The organism is Corallococcus sp. AB032C, from assembly GCF_003668935.1.
In the GTDB taxonomy this organism is placed as follows: Bacteria; Myxococcota; Myxococcia; order Myxococcales; family Myxococcaceae; genus Corallococcus; species Corallococcus exiguus.
Genome location: NZ_RAWP01000092.1, coordinates 21,517 through 41,746, shown reverse-complemented (window position 1 = coordinate 41,746; position 20,230 = coordinate 21,517). Strand labels below are relative to the sequence as shown.

The 20,230-nt window shown below is 70.5% G+C and carries 12 protein-coding genes; 10 read left to right on the top strand and 2 right to left on the bottom strand.

Annotated features, from left to right (window positions below):
* Positions 1 to 86 precede the first annotated feature (86 nt).
* The 4 genes from D7X99_RS31425 to D7X99_RS31410 are packed head-to-tail and all read left to right on the top strand — an operon-like array spanning position 87 to position 3,788.
* The gene (locus D7X99_RS31425) at positions 87 to 1,172 is read left to right on the top strand and encodes a hypothetical protein (protein WP_121780981.1); all 1,086 of its coding nucleotides are present in this window, start codon (positions 87 to 89) and stop codon (positions 1,170 to 1,172) included.
* Positions 1,173 to 1,216: 44 nt separating this feature from the next.
* Positions 1,217 to 1,807 carry an RNA polymerase sigma factor gene (locus D7X99_RS31420; RefSeq protein WP_233613867.1) on the top strand — a complete coding sequence of 197 codons (591 nt, stop codon included), beginning with the start codon at positions 1,217 to 1,219 and terminating at the stop codon, positions 1,805 to 1,807.
* On the top strand, positions 1,804 to 2,604 hold the full coding sequence (locus D7X99_RS31415; RefSeq protein WP_121780980.1) for a tol-pal system YbgF family protein: 801 nt from the start codon (positions 1,804 to 1,806) through the stop codon (positions 2,602 to 2,604). Before D7X99_RS31420 ends, D7X99_RS31415 begins: the two co-directional genes overlap by 4 nt.
* Entirely contained in the window at positions 2,601 to 3,788 is a 1,188-nt protein-coding gene (locus D7X99_RS31410) for a hypothetical protein (RefSeq protein WP_121780979.1), read from the top strand. Before D7X99_RS31415 ends, D7X99_RS31410 begins: the two co-directional genes overlap by 4 nt.
* A 1-nt stretch (position 3,789) precedes the next feature.
* Here the strand turns inward: D7X99_RS31410 and purU are convergent, their stop codons facing one another.
* Positions 3,790 to 4,653 (bottom strand): formyltetrahydrofolate deformylase, encoded by an 864-nt coding sequence (gene purU, locus D7X99_RS31405; protein ID WP_120578292.1) that lies wholly within the window; start codon positions 4,651 to 4,653, stop codon positions 3,790 to 3,792.
* A 165-nt stretch (positions 4,654 to 4,818) separates the two neighbouring features.
* Here purU and D7X99_RS31400 point away from each other — a divergent pair, with 165 nt between their 5' ends.
* Genes D7X99_RS31400 through D7X99_RS31375 form a run of 6 tightly spaced genes read left to right on the top strand, consistent with a single transcriptional unit; the run spans position 4,819 to position 18,326 of the window.
* Complete coding sequence (locus tag D7X99_RS31400) at positions 4,819 to 5,646, top strand: TIGR02587 family membrane protein (protein ID WP_233613865.1); 828 nt, start codon at positions 4,819 to 4,821, stop codon at positions 5,644 to 5,646.
* Complete coding sequence (locus D7X99_RS31395) at positions 5,643 to 6,029, top strand: hypothetical protein (RefSeq protein ID WP_121780977.1); 387 nt, start codon at positions 5,643 to 5,645, stop codon at positions 6,027 to 6,029. The genes D7X99_RS31400 and D7X99_RS31395 overlap by 4 nt, the downstream gene beginning before the upstream one ends.
* 24 nt (positions 6,030 to 6,053) lie before the next feature.
* On the top strand, positions 6,054 to 8,753 hold the full coding sequence (locus D7X99_RS31390; RefSeq protein ID WP_121780976.1) for a carboxypeptidase-like regulatory domain-containing protein: 2,700 nt from the start codon (positions 6,054 to 6,056) through the stop codon (positions 8,751 to 8,753).
* A 49-nt stretch (positions 8,754 to 8,802) separates the two neighbouring features.
* Positions 8,803 to 12,045: a carboxypeptidase-like regulatory domain-containing protein gene (locus D7X99_RS31385; RefSeq protein ID WP_158627098.1), complete on the top strand. Its 3,243-nt coding sequence runs from the start codon at positions 8,803 to 8,805 to the stop codon at positions 12,043 to 12,045.
* Positions 12,046 to 12,091: 46 nt separating this feature from the next.
* Complete coding sequence (locus tag D7X99_RS31380) at positions 12,092 to 15,331, top strand: carboxypeptidase regulatory-like domain-containing protein (protein ID WP_158627097.1); 3,240 nt, start codon at positions 12,092 to 12,094, stop codon at positions 15,329 to 15,331.
* 22 nt (positions 15,332 to 15,353) lie between these two features.
* Positions 15,354 to 18,326, top strand: a complete 2,973-nt coding sequence (locus D7X99_RS31375) for a carboxypeptidase-like regulatory domain-containing protein (protein WP_121780973.1) — start codon at positions 15,354 to 15,356, stop codon at positions 18,324 to 18,326.
* Between the two features lie 74 nt (positions 18,327 to 18,400).
* Here D7X99_RS31375 and D7X99_RS31370 read toward each other — a convergent pair whose 3' ends face one another.
* Complete coding sequence (locus D7X99_RS31370) at positions 18,401 to 20,218, bottom strand: hypothetical protein (protein WP_121780972.1); 1,818 nt, start codon at positions 20,216 to 20,218, stop codon at positions 18,401 to 18,403.
* Positions 20,219 to 20,230 lie beyond the last annotated feature (12 nt).

The window sequence follows — 20,230 nt, the reverse complement described above, 5'->3', positions numbered from 1 at the left end:
CTCCCGCCCTCCCCACCGGAGCGTGACAAGCAATCCACACGGCGAGGTGCTTCCAGTAGAATTCCCTGGAAGGTAGGTTTTACTGCATGTCCGTGTTGGAGGCCGTGGCGAGGCAGCGCGTGGTGGTGCTGGCCCTGGTGCTGGGGCTGTGGAGCCCCGCGTGGGCGGCCGGGCCGTGGCGGGCAGTCGTGCGCGTGGCGTCCACCGAGGACCGCGCACTGCAGGAGCGGGTGCGCGGGCAGAGCAGCGACCTGCCGGTGGTGCTGGAGATGGAAGCAGGTCCGTCCATGGACTCGAGCCCCGGCGGTGCGTGGCGTGAGGCGGAGCGGCTGGCTTCGCGGAAGGACGCTCGCGCGGTGTTGTGGTTCACGCGCGACGGGGCGGAGCTGCGGGTGTCGGTGGCGGCTCCGCGCACGGGACACCTGTTCGTGCGGAGCGCGCGGGTGGAGGGTGCACCGGAGACGCTGATGTGGTCCGTGGGCGCGGAGGCCCTGGCGTTGGCGGTGCGCTCGGCGTTGCGCGCGGTGGACGCGGGCGAACCGCTGGGGGAAGTGGTCGCGCCCCCTCCCCCGCCTCCCGTGGTGGCTGCGCCTCCTCCGCCCCCTGCCGCGCCGGTTCCGGTCGTCGCGGCTCCAGTGGCTCCGGCGGACGGGGCCTTCGTCCAGGTGGGCGTGCACGCGGCGCTGGACGGTTATCACCCCTGGGGACAGCAGGGTCTGTCCGTGGGCGCGGGATGGGCGGGCCGCGTGCTGCGCCTTCGCGCGCAGGTGCTGGCGGCGCTGCCGGTGCACCTTCAGGACGCGTACGCGGACATCCGCCTCACGCAGGGCTCCGCGCTGGCGTGGGCGGACGTGCCCTTCGTGAAGACGGGCGCGTGGGAGGGCACGGTAGGCCTGGGGGCGGGGGTCGCGGGCTTCTGGCGGCGTACGGAGGCGCGGGCCGCGGAGGTGGAGCCGGCGCCCTCTCGCAGGGTGGTGGCCTTCGTTGTGGGGCCGGCGGTGCGGGTGGCGTGGCGGCTGGGGCCGGCGCTCGCGTTGGAGGCGGCGCTGTCGGGAGAGGTGCTCCTGGGACGCCCACGGCTGGGCTACGCGGTGGACGGCGATTTCGTGCTCCGGGAGGACGGTGCGTCCGTGCGTCCCCGACTGGGCGTGGGGATGGTGATTTTTCCGTGAGCACCGATGACCCGAATTGGCGGCGTCCCTTCTCCTTGGGGGGCATGAGGAGCTCGGGCTCACATGCGACCGTCGCGCCCCGTGGCGAGGACGCCCGGCTGACGGCGGCCATGCGGGGACAGCGCGACGCGACGGAGTCCCTGCTCCTGGAGCTGCTGCCGCGCGTGCGCAACCTGGTGCGCTACCTGGTGCGGGGGGACATGGACGTGGAGGACATCGCCCAGGAGTCGCTCATCGCGCTGGTGCGGGGCCTGCCCACCTATCGCGGCGACGGGCGTTTCCATGGCTGGGTGGACCGGGTGGTGGTGCGCACCACGTTCGCGTGGCTCAAGCGTTCACGCAGCCGCGAGGCCCGCTACAGTGGGGACCCGGTGGAGTTGTTGGCGGTGCCGTCCGACGAAGCGCCGGCGGACGAATACGTGCACCGCCGTCATCTGGTGACGTTACTGGACAGGTTGTCGACGGAGCAGCGGCACGCGCTGGTGCTGCACCACGTCCTGGAATTGAGCGTGCAGGAGATTTCGACAGAGCTGGGCGTCCCCTTCGAGACCGTGCGCAGCCGCCTGCGCCTGGGACGCACCGCCCTGCGCGCGCTGGCCTCGGATGGCGAGGCACCCGAGGGGGAATCGTCATGAGCCCCCGCCCCCCCGACGACGGTGACGGTGAGCCGCTGGACGACCTGCTGCGGCCCCTGGACAACGGCAGTGGGCCCGCGCGGCGGCTGTCCCGGCAGCGTTCGAGCGCGCTCGTCCAGGCGGCGTTGGACGCGGCGCTCCAGCAGGCGCCGGAGCCTCCGCGAAGACGCAGGCGGCCTCCCGTGTGGCTGATGGCGGGCGCGGCGCTCGTCTTCACCGGAGCCGCGGCCGCCGCCGTGTGGCGCTATGCGCGGCCCGCGCAGCCGCACCCGCAGGTGTTGACGCCGGCCGTGCCGGAGCCGACGCGGATGGCCACGCTGGAGCCGGTGCCCCTGCCCCCGCCCGCGCCGCCCGAGCCCTTCGTCATCGAGCATCCCCGGCCACTGCGTCCGAGCATCACCGTGAAGGAGTCGTCGAAACCGGAGGACCTGCTGCGACAGGCCAACGCGTTCCGTTCGGCGGGGAATTGGAAGGAAGCGGAAGGGCTTTACCTGCGCGTCATCCGCGCGGAGCCGTCGTCGTTGGCGGCGTACGTCGCGCGCGTGGCGTCGGGGGCGCTGCGGCTGGAGCACCTGGGCGACGCGCGAGGCGCCCTGCGCCAGTACCAGGACGCGGTGCGGCTGCAACCCGGTGGCATGTTGGATCCGGAGGCGCGCCACGGCGTGGCGGAAGCCCACCGCGCCCTGGGCGACACGGCCGCGGAGGCCCGAGCGCTGGGTGAGTTCCTCTCGCTGCATCCGGACTCGCCACTGAGCGCGGCGTCGCGCGCGCGGCTCCGGGAGCTGTCGCCGCAATGAGGCTCCACATCGCGGGGTTCATGGCCTGGACCGCGCTGCTGGGTGCAGGGTGCACGGTGGATGATCCGGTGGCCACGCTGCGCTCACCCGACGCGGGGACCGACGTTCCGGATGAATGGGCAGCGCACTGCGAGGACAGCGGGCCTCCGCTCCTGCTGGGCAATCCCGCGTCGGGGCCTCAGGTGTGCAGCGGCCAACTGGCGCAGACGCTGTTCCGCCGCGCGGCGTGTTCCTGCGAGGGACTGTCCCTCAGTGCCCCCTTCACCGTGGATGCGTTCCGAAGCTCCGCGGGCCCCTACGCCCCCGGTGGCACGGGCGGCGACGTGGGCGTGAATGGAGTCCTGTCCGCGAACGACCGCGTCACGGTGGGTGGCCTGCTCCAGGTGGGGGGCGTCCAGATCAGCAGCCCGCTCACGGTGGGCGGCGGCCTGGACAGCAACGGTCCCCTCTCCGGACCCGGCACCTCCGCCACCGTGACCGGTGACGCTCGGGTGAACGGGGACGTGGGGCTCGCCGCGCTCACCGTGGGCGGCGTGCTCACCGTCCCTCCGGAGTTCTCTCCGGGCCCTGCCCAGGCGTCGGAGCTGCGCCGCGAGCCCGTGCCCTCGGTCATCCCCTGTGACTGCGACGAGGGTTCCCGCTTCGACCCGGCCGCGCTCATCGCCCACCACACCGTGGACAACGACAACGCGGCCATCGGCCTGGACCCGGCGACGCTGACGGACGTCACCGGCGAGCGCGTGCTGGAGCTGCCCTGTGGCCGCTTCCTGCTGACGCGCATCGCGGGGCCGGGCCGGGCCACGCTGCGCATCCGGGGTCGCACCGCGCTGTTCATCCCCGGTGGCGTGGACCTGAAGGAAGCACTCACCGTGGACGTGCAGCCTCCTGGCGAACTGGACCTCTTCCTCGCAGGGGGCTTCATCGTGTCCGGCGACCTCACGCTGGGGTCCGCCGCCCTGCCCTCGCGGGTGCGTGTCTACGTGGCGGGCTCGCAGGCGTTGGACATCTCCGCGGGCAGCACGCTCGCGGGCAACCTCTACGCGCCCCAGGCCCAGCTCAACTTGAGCGGCAACGCGGAGGTCTTCGGCTCGCTGTTCGTGCGCCACCTGGAGGCGTCCGGCGCGGTGCAGGTGCACCACGACGCGGACGTGCTCGGCGCGGGCGCCGCGTGCCCCGCCGGCTGATTCAGCGGAACACGACGGTCTTGTGGCCGTTGAGCAGGATGCGGTGCTGCACGAACCACGTCACCGCGCGGCCCAGCACCACGCTCTCCACGTCGCGCCCCATCGCCGTCAGCGCCTCGGGTGACAGCGTGTGGTCCACGCGCTCCACGTCCTGTTCGATGATGGGTCCCTCGTCCAGGTCGCCCGTGACGAAGTGGGCCGTCGCGCCAATCAGCTTCACGCCCCGGTCGTAGGCCTGCTGGTACGGCCGCGCCCCCTTGAAGCTGGGCAGGAACGAGTGGTGGATGTTGATGAGCCGCCCGCGCAGCGCATCACACGTCTCCGCGGAGAGGATCTGCATGTACCGGGCGAGCACCACCAGGTCCACGCGCTGCTCGCGCACCAACTCCAGCAGGCGCGACTCCTGCCGTTCCTTGTTCTCCGGCGTCACCGGCAGGTGGTGGAACGGAATGTCGTGGGACGCGGCCAGTTGGTAGAAGTCCCGGTGGTTGGACACGATGGCCGGGATCTCCACCGGCAGGATGCCGCTGCGGTAGCGATACAGCAGGTCGTTCAGGCAGTGGCCAATCTTCGAGACCATCAGCAGCACGCGGGGCTTCTCCGCCGCGTCGTGCAGGTGCCACTCCATGGAGAAGCGCCCCGCGAGCGCCCCGAAGGCCTCGCGCAGCGCCGCGGGCTGCGCCTTCCCCTCTTCATCCGCGAAGTGCACGCGCATGAAGAACAGCCGCGTCTGCGGGTCGCCGTACTGGGCGCTGTCGAGGATGTTGCAGCCGTGCTCGGCGAGCCAGCCGGAGACAGCGTGGACGATGCCGCGCTGATCCGGGCACGACAGCGTGAGGATGTATTGGGCGGGACGCTCGGTCATGGACGGCGGCGATTATAGCCCCGCGGGTTGACGGCTCGTCCCCAGGCACGGCGGGGAGTGTCCGGTGTCATGCGCGGGGCACTTCCCTCTCCAGGAACCGAACCTAGACTCTGGCCTGAGATGGCCGACAGTCTCCCAGCCGACGCAGCCCGCCGAAGACGACCGGTGCCGGACTCCCTGCGAGAATACGGCCGGGGCATCGCGGGAGGCCTGCTCTTCAGCCTGCCGCTGCTCTACACGATGGAGGTGTGGTGGGCGGGCTTCACGTCCCATCCGGCCAGCGTGCTGGGCTACCTGGTAGCCACGTACGTGTTGCTGCTCGGGTACAACCGCTACGGCGGCTTCCGCCGGGACGTGTGCTGGTTCGACGTCTTCACGGACTCGCTGGAGGAGCTGGGGCTGGGGCTGCTCGTGTCGCTGGGGGTGCTCGTGCTCATCGGCCGCATCGGACAGGGCACGTCACTCCAGGAAGCGGTGGGCATGGTGGTGGTGGAGGCCGGCACGGTGGCCATCGGCGTGTCCGTGGGCACCGCGCAACTGGGAGGCCAGCACCGCGAGGAGAACGAGGACGAGGACAAGAAACGGCTGGAGTCCGCGGATCACGTTCCCGGCCAGCTGGTCATCGCGTTCTGCGGCGCGATGTTGTTCGCGGCCAACGTGGCGCCCACGGAGGAGATCGTGATGATCGCCGTGGAGACACCGCCCTGGTGCCTGCTGGGGCTCGCCGTGCTGTCGCTGCTGCTGGGCGGGCTCATCCTCTTCCAGAGCGACTTCACCCGCGCGCACCGCTTCACGCGCCGCCGCCTGCGCCGGGACGTGCTGGCGGGCACGTTCGTCACCTACGCGGTCGCGCTGCTGTCGAGCAGCTTGGTGTTGTGGTTCTTCGGCCGGTTCAACGGCAACGGCCTGAGCATCTGCGTGGCGCAGGTGGTGGTGCTGGGCCTGGCGTCGACGCTGGGGGCTTCGGCGGGGAGGTTGCTCATCCAATCATGAAGACGAACTGGAACTGGCTGGAGGGCGTCGTCTTCATCGCGAGCTGCGTGCTCATGGCGTTGGTCATGGGCTACCTGGCGGTGGACGCATGGACGACGGGCAGCGGCCCGCCGGACCTGACCGTGCAGGTGGGCGCGCCAGTGGCCAGCGAGAGAGCCCGGGAGTGGCGGGTGCCCGTCACGGTGACGAACCACGGCGACACGGCGGCGGAGGAGGTCCACGTGCGCGTGTCGCTTCGAGGCGGTCGCGAGCCGAAGGAAGAGACGGAGTTCGTGCTGGCGTACGTGCCGCGCCACTCCCAGCGCGAGGCCTGGGTCGCCTTCCGCGAGGACCCGGCTCCCGCGGGCGTGGAGGCACACGCGGTGGGCTTCGCCACGCCCTGACGTCCGCTGCTATCCTGGCGGCACATGCGCGCTGGGAAGCTGGGGTGGTGGGCCGCCGTGCTCGTCCTCGGACTGGGCGTGGCCGTGGTGTGCTTCCGGGAGCCGCCAGGCGGTGACTCATCCTCGAGTCCGCATGTTCGTGCTGCGGAGACAGAGCGCGCGAGAGCGCGATTCGCCCCGCTGTTGGCTCCGCATGCGGAAGGCTCGCTGCGCATCACCGGCGTCGTGCGCGATGCGCGCGGTCCGGTCGCGGGAGTGCAGGTGTCCGCGTCCCGCGTGGATGCGGACACCCTGTCGGAGCGCCCCTGTCCTCAGCAGCCATCAGACCACCGGCACGCCTCTCCGTGGCTCCATCACGGGAACTGCTGCTTCGTGGAGATGGCCTCTGGGTTCGCACGTTGGGTGGAAGCCCGTGAGGGTGAAGCGCCTGTGTTCGCACAGACGCTGACGGCGGACGACGGCATGTTCGTGCTCGAGGGCCTGCCCGCCGGGGCCTTCACCCTCTGGGCCCTGGGCGACACGGGCGCGACCGTGCGGCCGGGCATCCCGGCGGGCAGCGACGGGGTGACGCTGTTGCTGGAGCCGGGCTTCTTTTTCTCTGGCAGGGTCGTCGAAGAGCTCACGCGGGCACCTGTTCCCGGTGCCCAGGTGACGATGATCCACGAGGACGGGTCTCGATTCTTCGATGCGCTCACGGACGCCCAAGGGCGCTTCCGAGCCGGTCCCCTTCCCGCGGGCCGCTACCTGAAGGTCGCGAGCGCGAAGGGATGGCGGACGAAGGCCTTCGACGACGACGTCTGGAGGGACGCGGACACGGACGTGACGCTCGAGCTCCAAAGGAGGACATGGCTGGAAGGGCTCGTGCTGACACCCGAGGGACTTCCCGCGAGCGGCCTGGACGTCCATCTGCGTCCCACGAAGGAAGGAGGAGACACGTCGAGCACCCGGACCGATGCACACGGCCGGTTCGTCTTCGAGGAGGTCTCCGTTGCTCCGCAGGAGCTCTGGACCCAAGCCAGGGACGGGACCACCCATGGCGAGGCCTGGGTGACGCCTCCCGGGAACGTGGTCCTCCGGATGAAGCCATCCTGGTCCATGGAGGGGACCGTGAGGGACGAACAGCACAGGCCCCTGGCTGGCGTGCGTCTGCGCGTGAGCAGCCATCGACTGGGCGGCCAGCCCCCTCCCGCGACGCTGACGGATGCGGCGGGCCGCTACCGGCTTGGATTGCTGCTGAACCCCGCGATCAACCTCGAATTGATGCGCGAGCACTACATCGACAGACTCGAGCCCGTCAGCCTTGGGAAGGCCCATGAAGGACCGTGGGACTTCACGCTCACGCGGGCCCAGCAGTTCGAAGGCAGGGTGGTCGACACGGAAGGACTGCCGCTCGCGGGTGCGCAGGTGACGCTCGACATGACCCACGATGTGCCTGAAAGGCTCTTCCGCTCGCACTTCCCCGAGGATGGGATCGCCGAGTCGGACGAGACAGGCCACTTCTTCGTGGACAGCGAGAGGAAGGGCTCCGGCCGGGTGCTTGTCACGGCCCGGGGGTTCCGCTCCGTGCTGCTCCCCGTGGAGGTCCCGTCCACAGGGGTCCGGGTGGTGATGAGCCGCGGCGCTTCCGTGTCCGGAGGGGTCCTGGATGCGACGGGACGCCCCCTGTCCAACGCGCAGGTCTGGCTCTGGAACACCGCGCCGCTGAGTGGAGACGCCCACATCACCGACGTGGACGCGCAGGGGGCCTTTTCCCTGGGCGGACTGGAGGCAGGGCACTACGTCGTGGAGGCCCGGCTGCGGAGTCCTGGCATCGAGCGCGCCGTGTCGCAACCCCTGGACCTGGAGGAACGGACACAGGCCACCGTGTCCCTGCGCTTCCAGGAAGGACGCACGGTGCGGGGCATGACGGTCGACAGCGCCGGGCAGCCGGTGCCTGCCGTCCGGATCCAGGCCTGTCTCCTCCAGGAGGACGTCCCGGCGTGGCAGACGGATGCCCCCGACTGTCTCTCTAGCGCAGAGGGCGGCATCCTCTCCGGACCGGATGGCCGCTTCGTCTTCAAGCACCTGACGGCCCCGGCATACCGGCTCATCGCCTGGAAGGAAGGCGAGGCCTTCGCGCCCTCGCGCTCACGGGGCGGGACGCCCGATACCACCGCCCTCCTCGTCACGACAGGGCAGGAGGACGTCCGGTTGGTCTTGGAGCGAAGACCGCGCCTGCGAGGACAGGTCGTGAGCGACAACGGGACTCCGCTGTCCTGTGAGGTCCGGGAACGGTCCCCGTGGGTCCATGCTCCGGACGGGGCGTTCGAGATCCCACTGCCAGAGGATGGGCCTACGAGCATCCAGGTGCGTTCGAAGGGCTTCCTGGACCTCCAGCGCGATCTCGTCGTGAGTCCTGGTAGGGACATCTACCTGGGAACGCTCCGGATGAGCCGGGGCCGGACGGTACGCTTCAGGGTCCTGGATGAAGTCACCCGCGCACCGCTCGCGGGCGTCAGCGTCGCGATTGCTCCTTCCTTCGAAACCCGGACTCCGCACGGCCACGCGCTGCCATCCCACTACGGGAACCTGGACGCGGAAGGCGGCATTGCATTGGAGGGAGTGCCCTTCGAGAGCGCCTCCTTCTTCGTCAGCGTGTTCACGAACGCGGAGACCGAAAAGGACGTGGCCTTGGATGCGACCCAGGAGAGCGTCACGCTGCGGGTGCCCGGCCCGGAACGTTGAGTCAGGCGAACAGCTATCGTGCGACTTCGGACTTGAGGAGACGCAGCGCATGCGGAGGGCAATAGTCTTCACGGTCGCGGTCGTCGTCGGACTGTTGCTCCTGGGCTTCTTCGTCCTGCGCGAGCATGGGAGTGCTCCGGGTCCTGCGTCCCAGCACTCCACCAAGGCCTCCCGATTCTTCACCGGCCCCCATGCGAAGCAGGCTCCCGCCACGGGAAGCCCGCGCATCACGGGCGTGGTGCGTGATGCGCGCGGTCCCATCGCGGGCGTGCGCGTGTTCGCGTCCCGAGCAGAACCCGAGGTCACGCTGTCGGAGCGCTCCTGCCCTCCTTCCGAGGATGCACCCGCTGCGTCTCCGCCCCGGCTGATGCAGTGCTGGAACGAAGCCTTCGATGAGCTGGTGGATCAGATCGGCAAGCGCGAAGGAGAAGCCCCCACCGTCGCGGAGACCACCAGCGCGGAGGATGGCACCTTCGCGCTGGACGGACTTCCCGACGGAACGGTCACGCTCCATGCCTCCAGCGGCCAGAAGGTGGCGATGCTCCCGGACGTGGCGACGGGTCAGCAGGACGTGGTGCTCGTGCTCGATGAAGGCCGCTTCTTCGAGGGCGTGGTCCTGGACGATGTGGTGGAAGACAAGCCCATCGCGGGTGCCCGCATCACCGGCTTCACCCGGGAACACACGCGCTTCCTTCCCGCGACCAGCGGCGCGGATGGACGCTTCCGCATCGGGCCGGTACCGCCGGCCGACCATGGCCTCCTCATCACGGCCCCGGGGTTCAGTCCGCTCCTGAAAATGGAAGCGGAGCCTCAGGAGGACACCTTCGTCCTGGACCGCCCCACGAAGATCGCGGGCACGGTCGTGACGGCGAAGGGAGCTCCCGCGCCCGGCATCTCCGTCCGCCTCCACACTCCCAGCCTCGCCCCTGAATCGCGCACCACCCTCACGGATGCGCGGGGACGCTTCTCCTTCCCGTCCAGCGAAGGCGTGTTCGCCCAACTCTTCGCGGAGACCCCGGCGCACGACGGCTTCGCGACCATCGCGACCGAGCCGCGCGAGGACGTGATCCTCACGCTCGGGCCCGGCATGCTCCTCCAGGGCACCGTCAGCGACGAGAGCGGCAACCCGATTCCCGGCGCCCAGGTCGAGGCCTTTCGCCTCGATGAGGACGCACCGTCGCAGCGAGTCAAGACCGTCACGGATGCCCGGGGACATTACCGGCTGGGTCCCCTGTTCCGGATGCAGCACCTGGTGGCGGCCCGCGCCGAGCGACACGTCGACAGGACAGAGGAGCACGAGGAGCCCGAACAGACCGAGGTGTCGCTCGACTTCACCCTGCAGCGTGCTGTCTCCGTGGCGGGCGTCCTCGTCGACGAAGCGGACCAGCCGCTCGCGGGCCTCGAAGTCCAGCTGCGTCCGGGCGTGGCGCCGAGGCTCTCCCCCTACCTAGGCGTCATCACGGACTACACCGTGACGGACGAAGCCGGACGCTTCCTCCTGGACGCGAAGGAGGCGGGCGCCGCGTGGCTGGACGTCAGTGGCACGAACTTCATTCCCCAGCGCGTCAACGTGACGCTTCCATCGAGCAACCTGCGGCTGGTGCTGCGCCAGGGCGCGAGCGTCGCCGTCACCGTCCTGAGCGCGGCGGGGGCGCCGGTGCGGGACGCCCGGGTGACGCTCTGGCAGCGCGACGCGCGCGGAGAAGCCGACCATGCCGGCGGCACCGACGCTCGGGGCCAGGTCACACTCCAGGGTGTTCCTCCGGGCAGGTACGTGGCGGAGGCCCTCGTTCCAGGAAGGGCCGTGGACGTCCATGCCTCGCAATCGCTGGAGGTCCTGCCGGGAGAGGCGCCGTCCGTGACGCTGCGGATGGAGGAAGGCCGGACCCTGCGGGGCGTGGCCGTGACGTCCCAGGGCCGGCCCCTGCCCGGGGTCCGCATCCGCGCGAAAGTCCTGGACGCGGACCGCCCCCTCTACCGTCGCGACCAGCACGGGTTCAGGGTGGAGCGGCGCACCGAGGGTGTCCACACGGATGCCGAAGGCCACTTCCTCCTCCGCTCGCTGAGCGCCTCCCGCTATGAGCTCACCGCGTCGCTCCAGGAGCATTTCCTGGACGCCCAGTCCTCGCAGGGCGTCCGTGCTGGCGAATACGAGACCGCCGTGGTGGACCGGGACACAACGGAAGTCCGCCTGGTGATGCGGCGCATCCCTCATGTGCGGGGCCGGGTGGTGGCGGAGGGCGGCGCGAGGCTGGCGTCCTTTGTCGTGAACGACGCCGAGTACACAGACCCGGATGGCCGCTTCGACCAGCAGCTGATCGAAGTGAGCGGCCCCCAGCGGATCGTGGTGCAAGCCCGCGGGTTCGCGCCGGTGGACCGCACCGTCACACCGGACGGAGAAAATGACCTGGACCTCGGCACGCTCACGCTGACGCGAGGGAGGTCCCTGAAGGTGTTCCTGCGTGAGGCAGCGACGGGTGCGCCGTACACCGGACGCGTTCGCGACGATTCAGGCCAGGAGACGACGGTGGCCGTCAGCTATCACGTCGAAGGAGACGGCGTCGCGGACGGCCCGTCCTTCCGGGTGCCGACGCAAGCAGTGCCCTCGAAGGACGGCTCGCTGCTGCTGGAGCAGGTGCCCACCACGGCGTGCACGCTCGAGGTGGACACCGAGCTCCACCTGCCGCTGCGCGTGACGGTGGGCGCGGAGGTGGAGCACCTCACCCTCTCGCTCGAGAAGGGCGCCCGCGTGACGGGCCACGTTCGCGACGCGCAAGGCCAGCCCGTGCAGGCCCAGCTCATCTTCACGCGTCCCGACGGCTCGGAGTTTCGACGTAAGCCCCGCCCGGGTGACTTCACGCTCGCGGTCATTCCTCCGGGGCTCTACACGGTGGATGTCTGGCCGGAGGAGCGGACGAATGAAGTCATCTTCCAGCCCCGCGTGGTGCGAATCCCCAGCAGTGGCGACGTCACGCTCGAATTCGACGCCCTGGGCGCGGGCACCACCGTCACGCTCCGGCTGCCGGAGGATGTCGACACCGCGTTCCTGCTGTCCGGACGGGCCCCCACTCCCAACAACAGCAGGGCCTTCCGTCACCTGATCCATCAGGGCCACCCATTGACCGAATGGAGCGGCACGTCCGTCACGTTCCGCCGTGTGCCCGCCGGCCACTACACCGTCATCGCGGGCAACCGAGGCAAGGACCTCATCCACCGCGAGGAACTGGACGTGCCCGCCGAAGGCACCGTGTCCCGAGACATGAAGCCGGTGTGGATGCCCCTCGCGCGCTGACTCACGCGCTATCCTGCCGCGCATGGGGAATGGCAGACCTGGGGGATTGAAGCCTTGGCTGGGAGGGGCCGCGCTGGCTGTCGTCGCGCTCCTCGCGTTCCTGCTGTGGAGGTCCCAGGACGCGTCCTCCGAAAAGGGCGCGGCGCCGTCCCCCAATGCCTCCGCCGCGAGTCTGGTGGCGCGCACCACACGGGTGACCACGGCACCCGGTTCCACGGGCACCGCGCGCATCACGGGCCGCGTGCTGGGCACCCACGGCCCGGCCGCAGGCGTGCGCGTGTCCGCGTCCCGCGCGGAGCCCGAGGTCACGCTGTCAGAGCGCTCGTGTCCTCCTTCCGATGACGCGTCCGGTGAACCTCCACGTCGGCTGATGCAGTGCTGGAACGAAGCCTTCGATGAGCTGGTGGACCAGGTCGACAAGCGCGAGGGAGAAGCCCCCACCATCGCGGAGACCACCAGCGCGGAGGACGGCACCTTCGTCCTGGAAGGACTTCCCGACGGAACGGTCACGCTCCATGCCTCCCGCGGTCAGGACGTGGCGATGCGCCCTGACGTGACGACGGGGCAGCAGGCCGTGGTCCTCGTGCTCGAGGAAGGTTCCTTCTTCGAGGGCATCGTCCTGGACGGGCCGACGGGAACCGAGCCCATTGAAGGTGCCCGCGTCACCGTCTTCTCCCACGAACACACGCGCTTCTTCCCCGCGACCAGCGGCGCGAACGGACGCTACCGCATCGGGCCCGTGCCTCCGGCCGACTACGGAATCCTCGTCACGGCGCTCGACCGCGGCCCCAACCTGGGCATGCATGCGGATCCGCTGGTGGAGGACACCTTCATCATGGACCGCCCCGCGAAGTACGCGGGCACGGTGGTGACGGCGAAGGGAGCCCCCGCGCCCGGCGTCTCTGTCCGGCTGTACACGCCCAGCGCCGCGCCCGAGTCGCGCACCGCCCTCACGGATGCGCAGGGGCGCTTCTCCTTTCCCTCCTTCGAAGACGTGCCCGGCCAGCTCTTCGCGGAGACGGCGGCGCATGACGGTCTGGTCCATCTCAGGACGCAGCCTCGCGAGGACATCGTCCTCACGCTCGGGCCCGGAATGGTCCTCCAGGGCAACGTCAGCGATGAGGGCGGAAGGCCGATTCCCGGCGCTCGGGTCATGGCGGATCTCTGGGATGCGAACGCGCCGTCACCGCGCGGGCAGACTGTCACGGATGCGAAGGGCCATTACCGGCTGGGCCCGCTCTTCCGGCTGCCGCATTTCGTGGCGGTTCGCGCCGTGCACTACACCGACGTGGAGCCGGAGCACCAGCAGCTTGGCGACGTCCAGGAGACCCTCGACTTCACGCTGCCGCGTGCCGTCTCCGTGGAGGGCGTCGTCGTGGACGAGGCAGGCCGACCGCTCGCGGGCCGCGAAGTCCGGCTCCATCCAGAGCCGACGTCGGATCTCACCATGGACCTGGTCACGGATCACACCCAGACGGACGAAGCCGGACGCTTCACCCTGGACGCGGTGGAAGCAGGCACCGTGTGGCTGGAAGTCGACGACGCGACCTTCGTTCCGCAGCGCTTCGCCGTGGAGCTTCCGTCACGGGACACGCGGCTGGTGCTCCGCCGGGGCGTCAGCGTCTCCGTCACCGTCCTGAGCGCGCTGGGCGCACCGGTGCGGGACGCCCGGGTGACGCTCTGGCAGCGCGACGCGCGCGGCGAATCCGACCATGCCGGCGTCACTCACGCGCACGGACAGGTCACGCTCCAGGGCGTGGCCCCCGGCGCCTATGTGGCGGAGGCAACGGTCTCGGAACGGGCCGTGGACGTGCACGCATCCCAAGAGCTGGAGGTCCAGGCGGGAGCAGCGGCGTCCGCCACGCTGAGGCTGGAGCAGGGCCGGCTCCTGCGGGGCCTCGTCGTGAGTCCCCAGGGCCTGCCCCTGTCCGGTGTCGCCGTCCGCGCGGAGCTCCTGGACGCGGATCGGCCCCGCTACCGTGGCGAGCCCTCCAGCATGAGCGTGCCCCCCGAGGGTGTCCGCACGGATGCCGAAGGCCGCTTCACCCTGCGCTCGCTGAGCACGGCCCGCTACGCGCTCATCACGAGGCATCCGGGGCACGTCATCGACGCCTCCCTGTCACAGGGCACCACTCCTGGCGAGGACAAGACCGTGGTGGTGCGAGGCGACACGGGAGAGGTCCGGCTGGTGCTGCGGCGCATTCCGCACCTGCGGGGCCAGGTCGTGGCGGAAGCCGGCGCGACGCTGGAGTGGTTCGAAGTGAACGGCAACAGATACACCCAGCCGGACGGCCGCTTCGACCAGCCCCTGTACGAAGCCACCGGACCGCAGCGGTTCGTGGTGCGCGCCAAGGGCTTCGCGACGGTGGATCGCACCGTCACGCCGGACGGAGAGAACGACGTGGACCTGGGCACGCTCACGCTGACGCGGGGCAGGACGGTGCGGGTGCTCCTTCGCGATGCCGCGACGGGCGAGCCCTTCACCGGACGCGTGCGCGGTGACTCCGGGCAATGGGCGACCATCGCCACCGGCTATCGGATCCATGGCGAAGGCGTCGCGGACGGACCGCCCTACCTGCCCGCCACCGGGGCGGTGCCACGAAAAGATGGCTCGCTGCTGCTGGAGAACCTGCCCACCACCGCGTTCACGCTCGAGGTGGACACCCAGCTCCACCTGCCGGCGCGGGTGATGGTGGGCGAAGCGGAAGACAGCATCACGCTCTCGCTCGACTCCGGCGCCCGCGTGACGGGCCACGTCCGCGATGCGCGAGGCAAACCCGTGGACGTCCAGCTCACCTTCACGCGCTCGGACGGCCTGACGCTGCAACGCTATCCCAGCACCGGGGCCTTCACCCTCCGGGCCATTCCTCCAGGGCTCTACACGGTGAATGCCTGGATGGAGAACGGACCGCGCGACACCGTCTTCCCGCCCCGCACCCTGCGGGTTCCTCCCAGCGGCGACGTCACCCTCACCTTCGACGCCCTGGGCACCGGCGCCACCGTCACGCTGCGACTGCCGGAGGACGTCGACACCGCGTTCCTGCTGTCCGGCCAGGCTCCCGCGCCCGACAGCGCCAGGGCCTTCGAACACCTGAGCCTCCAGCAATACCCCCGTGAGGAATGGACCGGCACGTCCGTCACGTTCCGCCGCGTTCCCGCCGGCCACTACACCGTCATCGCGGGCAACCGCGGCAAGGACCGCATCCACCGCGAAGAGCTGGACGTGCCCGCCGAAGGCACGCTGTCTCGCGACGTGAAGCCGGTGTGGATGCCCCTCGCGCGCTGACTCACGCGCTATCCTGCCGCGCATGGGGAATGGCAGACCCGGGGGACTGAAGCCTTGGCTGGGAGGAGCCGCGCTGGCCGTCGTCGCGCTCCTCGCCTTCCTGCTGTGGAACACCCAGGCGCCTTCGTCCGCGAAGGACTCGCCCGTGACCACGGCGTCGTCCGCGCAGAAACCCGTGGCACGGCCGACACGGGTGACCACGCCCCCACGTCCCGCGGGCACCGCGCGCATCACGGGCCGCGTGCTGGGAAGCCACGGCCCCGCCGCGGGCGTGCGCGTCTCCGCTTCCCGCGTGGAGCCCGGAGTCACGCTGTCGGAGCGGTCCTGTCCCAATCCTTCCGGCCAGGACGACGCGCGGGCTCCGGTCCTCAAGAGCGGCGCGTGCAGCTTCGACTCCGAGCGCATGCAGTGGGAGTCCGTGGAGGCCCGCGACGGCGAAGCCCTCGTGTTCGCGGAGGCGGCCACGGACACAGAGGGCCGCTTCGTACTGGCGGGACTGCCCGAGGGCCTCGTCACGCTCTGGGCCCTGGGCGACACGGGCGCGGTGTCGCAGGGTGGCGTGGCGGTGGGCTCGAACGACGTGACGCTGACGCTGGAGCAGGGCGTCCTCTTCGAGGGAACCGTCACGGACACGGACCGGAAGACGCCCATTCCCGACGCGCGGGTGACGCTCATCTCCCGCTGGCATACGCGCTTCTTCGACGCGTCCACCGACGCCGAGGGCCGCTTCATCGTGGGCCCCCTGCCCCAGGGCGCCTACGCCGCCTTCGTCACCGCCGAGGACCGGGCCCCGTGGTTCCAGCCGGAAGTCGAATCACCCACCGCGATGACGACCGTGGTGCTCGCGCGTGCGCTCGCCCTGACGGGACAGGTCCTCTCCGTGGAGAGCGCGCCGGTGCCGGGCATCCTGGTGCACCTCGAAGGCGACACCGCGACGGCGTCCACCCAGCGCGCCACGACCGATGGTGAGGGGCGCTTTCGCTTCACCGCGCCCGCCGTCCTCCACCAACTCACCGCGGAAGCCGGGGGCGCGTTCGCCACGCTGGACGTGACACCACCCCTGGAGCACGTGGAGCTGCGGCTCCAGCACGGCGTGTTCGTCACAGGCACGGTGCGAGACGACGCAGGCCACCCCATCCCGAACGCACGCGTGGAGACCTACCGCGAGGACGGCGGTCCCGTCGCCGCCGAGGCAACCACCGTGACGGACGCCGCGGGCCGCTACCAACTGGGCCCCACGCGTGCCGGGCCACATACCTTCCGGATCCTCGCGCCCCACCACCTGGACGTGGAGCTGCAGGCCCAGAAGCTACAGCAGGGCATGGCGCCCCTGGACTTCACGCTCCGGCGCGCGCAGAGCGTGGAGGGCCGTGTCGTCGACACGTCGGGCGCTCCGCTCGAAGGCATCCTCCTGACGCTCTCAGGGAATCGCCTGGGCGACGGTGACGGCATCGACTCGGGTGGCGCCCTGCGCTCGGATGCCACCGGGCACTTCGTCCTGGACGTGAAGCGCGCGGGGACGGGTGAGCTGTCCGTGGAGGATCCGTCCTTCCAGCGTCAAACCCTCGCGGTGCGCGTCCCCTCGCGGGATGTCGTCGTGGTGCTGGACCGGGGCGCCTCCGTGTCCGGCACCGTCTCCGATTCGCGAGGGCTGCCGCTGCGGGGAGCCACCGTGACGTTGGGGACGGAGGCGCAGGAGGACGCGCCATACGAAGAGCCGCGTCAGACCCTCACGGACGAACAGGGCCGCTTCCACCTGCAAGGGATTGCCCCAGGCACCTATCTCCTGGGGGCCGTCGTCCAGGGAGACCTGATGGACGCGTCGGTGTCCCAGTCCATCACCTTCAAGGCGCGCGAACACCGGGACGTGTCCCTGCGCCTGGAAGCAGGCCGTGAGCGCTCCGGCATCGCGGTGGATGGGAAGGGCCAGCCGCTCGCGGGCGTCAGTCTCATCGCGGTCCTCCTCGAGAGTGATTCATCCGATCCGCGAGCCACTGATGACGAGTGGCCTCCCGGCCTCCGCACGGGCCCGGACGGACGCTTCACCTTGCGCGGGCTCGTGGCTCCTCGCTACGCCCTGATGGCCCAGCTGCCGGGCTACACCTTCCGTCCCAGGCGCTCCCAGGGAGGCGAGCCCGCCCCGGAGTTCGGAGGCATCTGGGTGGACTCCAGCGAGGCTCCCCTCCAACTCGTGCTGGAGCGCGACGGACGCATCCGGGGCCGCGTCGTGGAACCTGGAGGCCAGGCCGTCACCACGTTCCAGGTGACGGGCACGGACCTCAAGGACTTCGAACAGTCCACCGGGTTGCCGGACGGTGCCTTGGACGTCCCATTCACCGCCGCGGGCCCGGCCATGCTGACCGTGACGGCCCCCGGCTTCATGCCGCTGAAGCGCCCCGTGAACCTGACGGAAGGCGTGGACGTGGACCTGGGCGTGCTGACGCTCGACCCCGGCTGGACGCTGCGTCTCGCCGTCCACGACGTGGAGACGGGCGAAGCCCTGTCCCAGTTGGAGTCCTTCCGCGCGACCATCACCGAGCCAGGAGACTCCGACATCGCCCGCGCGATGGCGCGTCCCCGAAACGTCTCCCTTCGCGACGGCGTCTACACCCTGTCGCAGCTGCCGCCCCCGCCCTTCACCCTGGCGCTCCACAGCCGCAACGCGCGTCCCTTCGAGCAGGAGGTGACGGCCCGCGTGGACACGCTCACCGTGGCGCTGGACCGCGCCGCGACGGTGCGGCTCCTGGCCCAGGACACGAACGGCACGCCACTGCCCGCGCTCGTCTCGCTGAAGGAGGTGGGGAGATTTCCCATGACCCGCTACCAGGCCCCCGCCCCGAAGGGCACCCTCATTCTCCGAGGCGTCGAACCCGGCGAGTACCTGCTGGATGCCCGCGCGGCAGACCCGGACGAAGGGCCCCGCTTCACGCCCCGGAAGGTGCAGATTCCCGCCCGAGGCGAGGTGACCTTCACCGTGGAGGCAGCGCCGCCGTGAAGCCACGCGGCCCCCAATGAAAACGGCGGCCTTCCCTGGGGAAGGCCGCCGCTCTCACTGCTTCGGGCTCCGGACTACTGAGCGGTGGTGATGGTGCCCACCGCCACGTTGATGGCCTGCAGCGAGCCGGAGGCCGGCAGCGCGTGCGCCTTGAGGACGGTCAGCGGCACCGCGGTACCGGCCGGCGTCTCGGCGGTGGCCTTCACGGTCAGCGCCACGGACAGCAGCGCGCCGTTGTACGCGTGCGCCGGAGCGCCCTTCTGGTACACGCCCACGCTCAGCGTGCTGCCCTTCACGCCCGACTTGAGCAGCTGGGGCGCGGCGCCCAGGTCGTAGCCAGCGTTGGCCACGTACTCGGTGCCGTCCACGGTGGACCAGGCCGCGGTGGCCGCATCCAGCCCCAGCGTCAGGTCCGCGCCGCGGCCGGACAGGCCCGTGGGGCCCACCAGGTCCAGCACCAGCGTGTTGCCCGAGGACAGGGTGGCGTTGCGAACCAGGCGCCAGCCCGTACCCGTGGGGTCCACGTACTTCACCGTGCCGGCGACGGGCACGGTGATGACGGCGGAGTCCTTCTGCGACGCATTCACCACGCTGGTGGCCGTCACGGTGTACGTGCCCGGCTTGTTCGGCGCGGTGTACACGCCGGCGCTGGTGACGGTGCCGTTGGCCGAACCACCCTCCACGGCCCAGGTCACCGCGACGACGGAGCTGCCCGTGACTTCGGCCGCGAGGTTGACGGAGGCCCCCTGGTCCACGGTGGCCGTCTTCGGAGAGACCGTCACCGTCACCGCCGGAACGACGACGCCGCTCACGGTGAGGGTGGCCGAGTCGGACTTCGTCGGATCCGCCACGCTGGTGGCCGTCACGGTGAACGTGCCCTCGCGGCGAGGCGCGCGGTACACACCCGTGCTGCTCACGGTGCCGTTATCGTCACCGCCCTCCACGGACCACTGCACCGCGACGTTGTTGGTGCCGGTGACCTGCGCGGACAGCGAGAAGGCGGCATCCTGCGCCACCGTGCCCGTCTTCGGAGTGACACTCACCACCACCGACTCGATGACGACGGGGTCCACCCGGATGGTGGCCGTGGCCTTCTTCGCCGGGTCCGCCACGCTGGTGGCCGTCACGGTGAACGAGCCCGTCTTCTTCGGCGCGCGGTACACGCCCGTGGTGCTGACGTAGCCGTTCGCGTCGCCACCCTCCACGGACCACTGCACCGCCAGGTTGTTGGTGCCGGTGACCTCGGCCGTCAGCTGGACGGTGCCATCCCAGGTGGTGGTGGCCGACGTGGGGCTCACCGTCACCTTCACCTCCCCGACGACGACAGGCTCCACCGTGATGGAGGCGGAGCCCTTCTTCGTCGGGTCCGCCACGCTGGTGGCCGTCACGCTGAACGTGCCCGCCTTGTTCGGCGCCGTGTACCGGCCCGCGCTGCTGACGGTGCCGTTCTCGTCGCCACCCTCCACGGCCCACTGCACCGCGGTGATGGAGGAACCGGAGACCTCCGCCGTGAGGTCCGTGACGGTCCCCTGCCCGATGGTCACCGTCTCCGGCGTCACCTTCACGATGACCGTCGGAGTCGGAGCTGCCTCCACCTTGACGGTGGCCGAGTCCTTCTTCGAGGTGTCCACCGCGTTGGTGGCCACCACGGTGTACGTGCCGGCCTCGGCCGGCGCGGTGTAGATGCCCGAGCTGCTGATGGTGCCGTGGGAGTCGCCTCCCTCCACCGACCAGAGCACGCGCGGGTCCTTCGCGTCCTTCACCGCCGCGCTGAAGGTCGCCTTCTCACCGGCCTTCACCGTGACGTTCTTCGGAGTCACCGTCACCGGCCCCGTGTCGGGGTCGGAGCAGGCCGCCAGCGCCCCAATCAGGAGCGGAACAATGAGCTTCATCCACGTTTTCAT

Bases quoted from the DNA above. Each gene is read 5' to 3' on its own strand.
- D7X99_RS31410 (WP_121780979.1), top strand. From the start codon at position 2,601: ATGAGGCTCCACATCGCGGGGTTCATGGCCTGGACCGCGCTGCTGGGT.
- D7X99_RS31390 (WP_121780976.1), top strand. From the start codon at position 6,054: ATGCGCGCTGGGAAGCTGGGGTGGTGGGCCGCCGTGCTCGTCCTCGGA.
- D7X99_RS31370 (WP_121780972.1), bottom strand. From the start codon at position 20,218: ATGAAGCTCATTGTTCCGCTCCTGATTGGGGCGCTGGCGGCCTGCTCC.
- purU (WP_120578292.1), bottom strand. From the start codon at position 4,653: ATGACCGAGCGTCCCGCCCAATACATCCTCACGCTGTCGTGCCCGGAT.
- D7X99_RS31375 (WP_121780973.1), top strand. From the start codon at position 15,354: ATGGGGAATGGCAGACCCGGGGGACTGAAGCCTTGGCTGGGAGGAGCC.
- D7X99_RS31395 (WP_121780977.1), top strand. From the start codon at position 5,643: ATGAAGACGAACTGGAACTGGCTGGAGGGCGTCGTCTTCATCGCGAGC.
- D7X99_RS31385 (WP_158627098.1), top strand. From the start codon at position 8,803: ATGCGGAGGGCAATAGTCTTCACGGTCGCGGTCGTCGTCGGACTGTTG.
- D7X99_RS31415 (WP_121780980.1), top strand. From the start codon at position 1,804: ATGAGCCCCCGCCCCCCCGACGACGGTGACGGTGAGCCGCTGGACGAC.
- D7X99_RS31420 (WP_233613867.1), top strand. From the start codon at position 1,217: ATGAGGAGCTCGGGCTCACATGCGACCGTCGCGCCCCGTGGCGAGGAC.
- D7X99_RS31425 (WP_121780981.1), top strand. From the start codon at position 87: ATGTCCGTGTTGGAGGCCGTGGCGAGGCAGCGCGTGGTGGTGCTGGCC.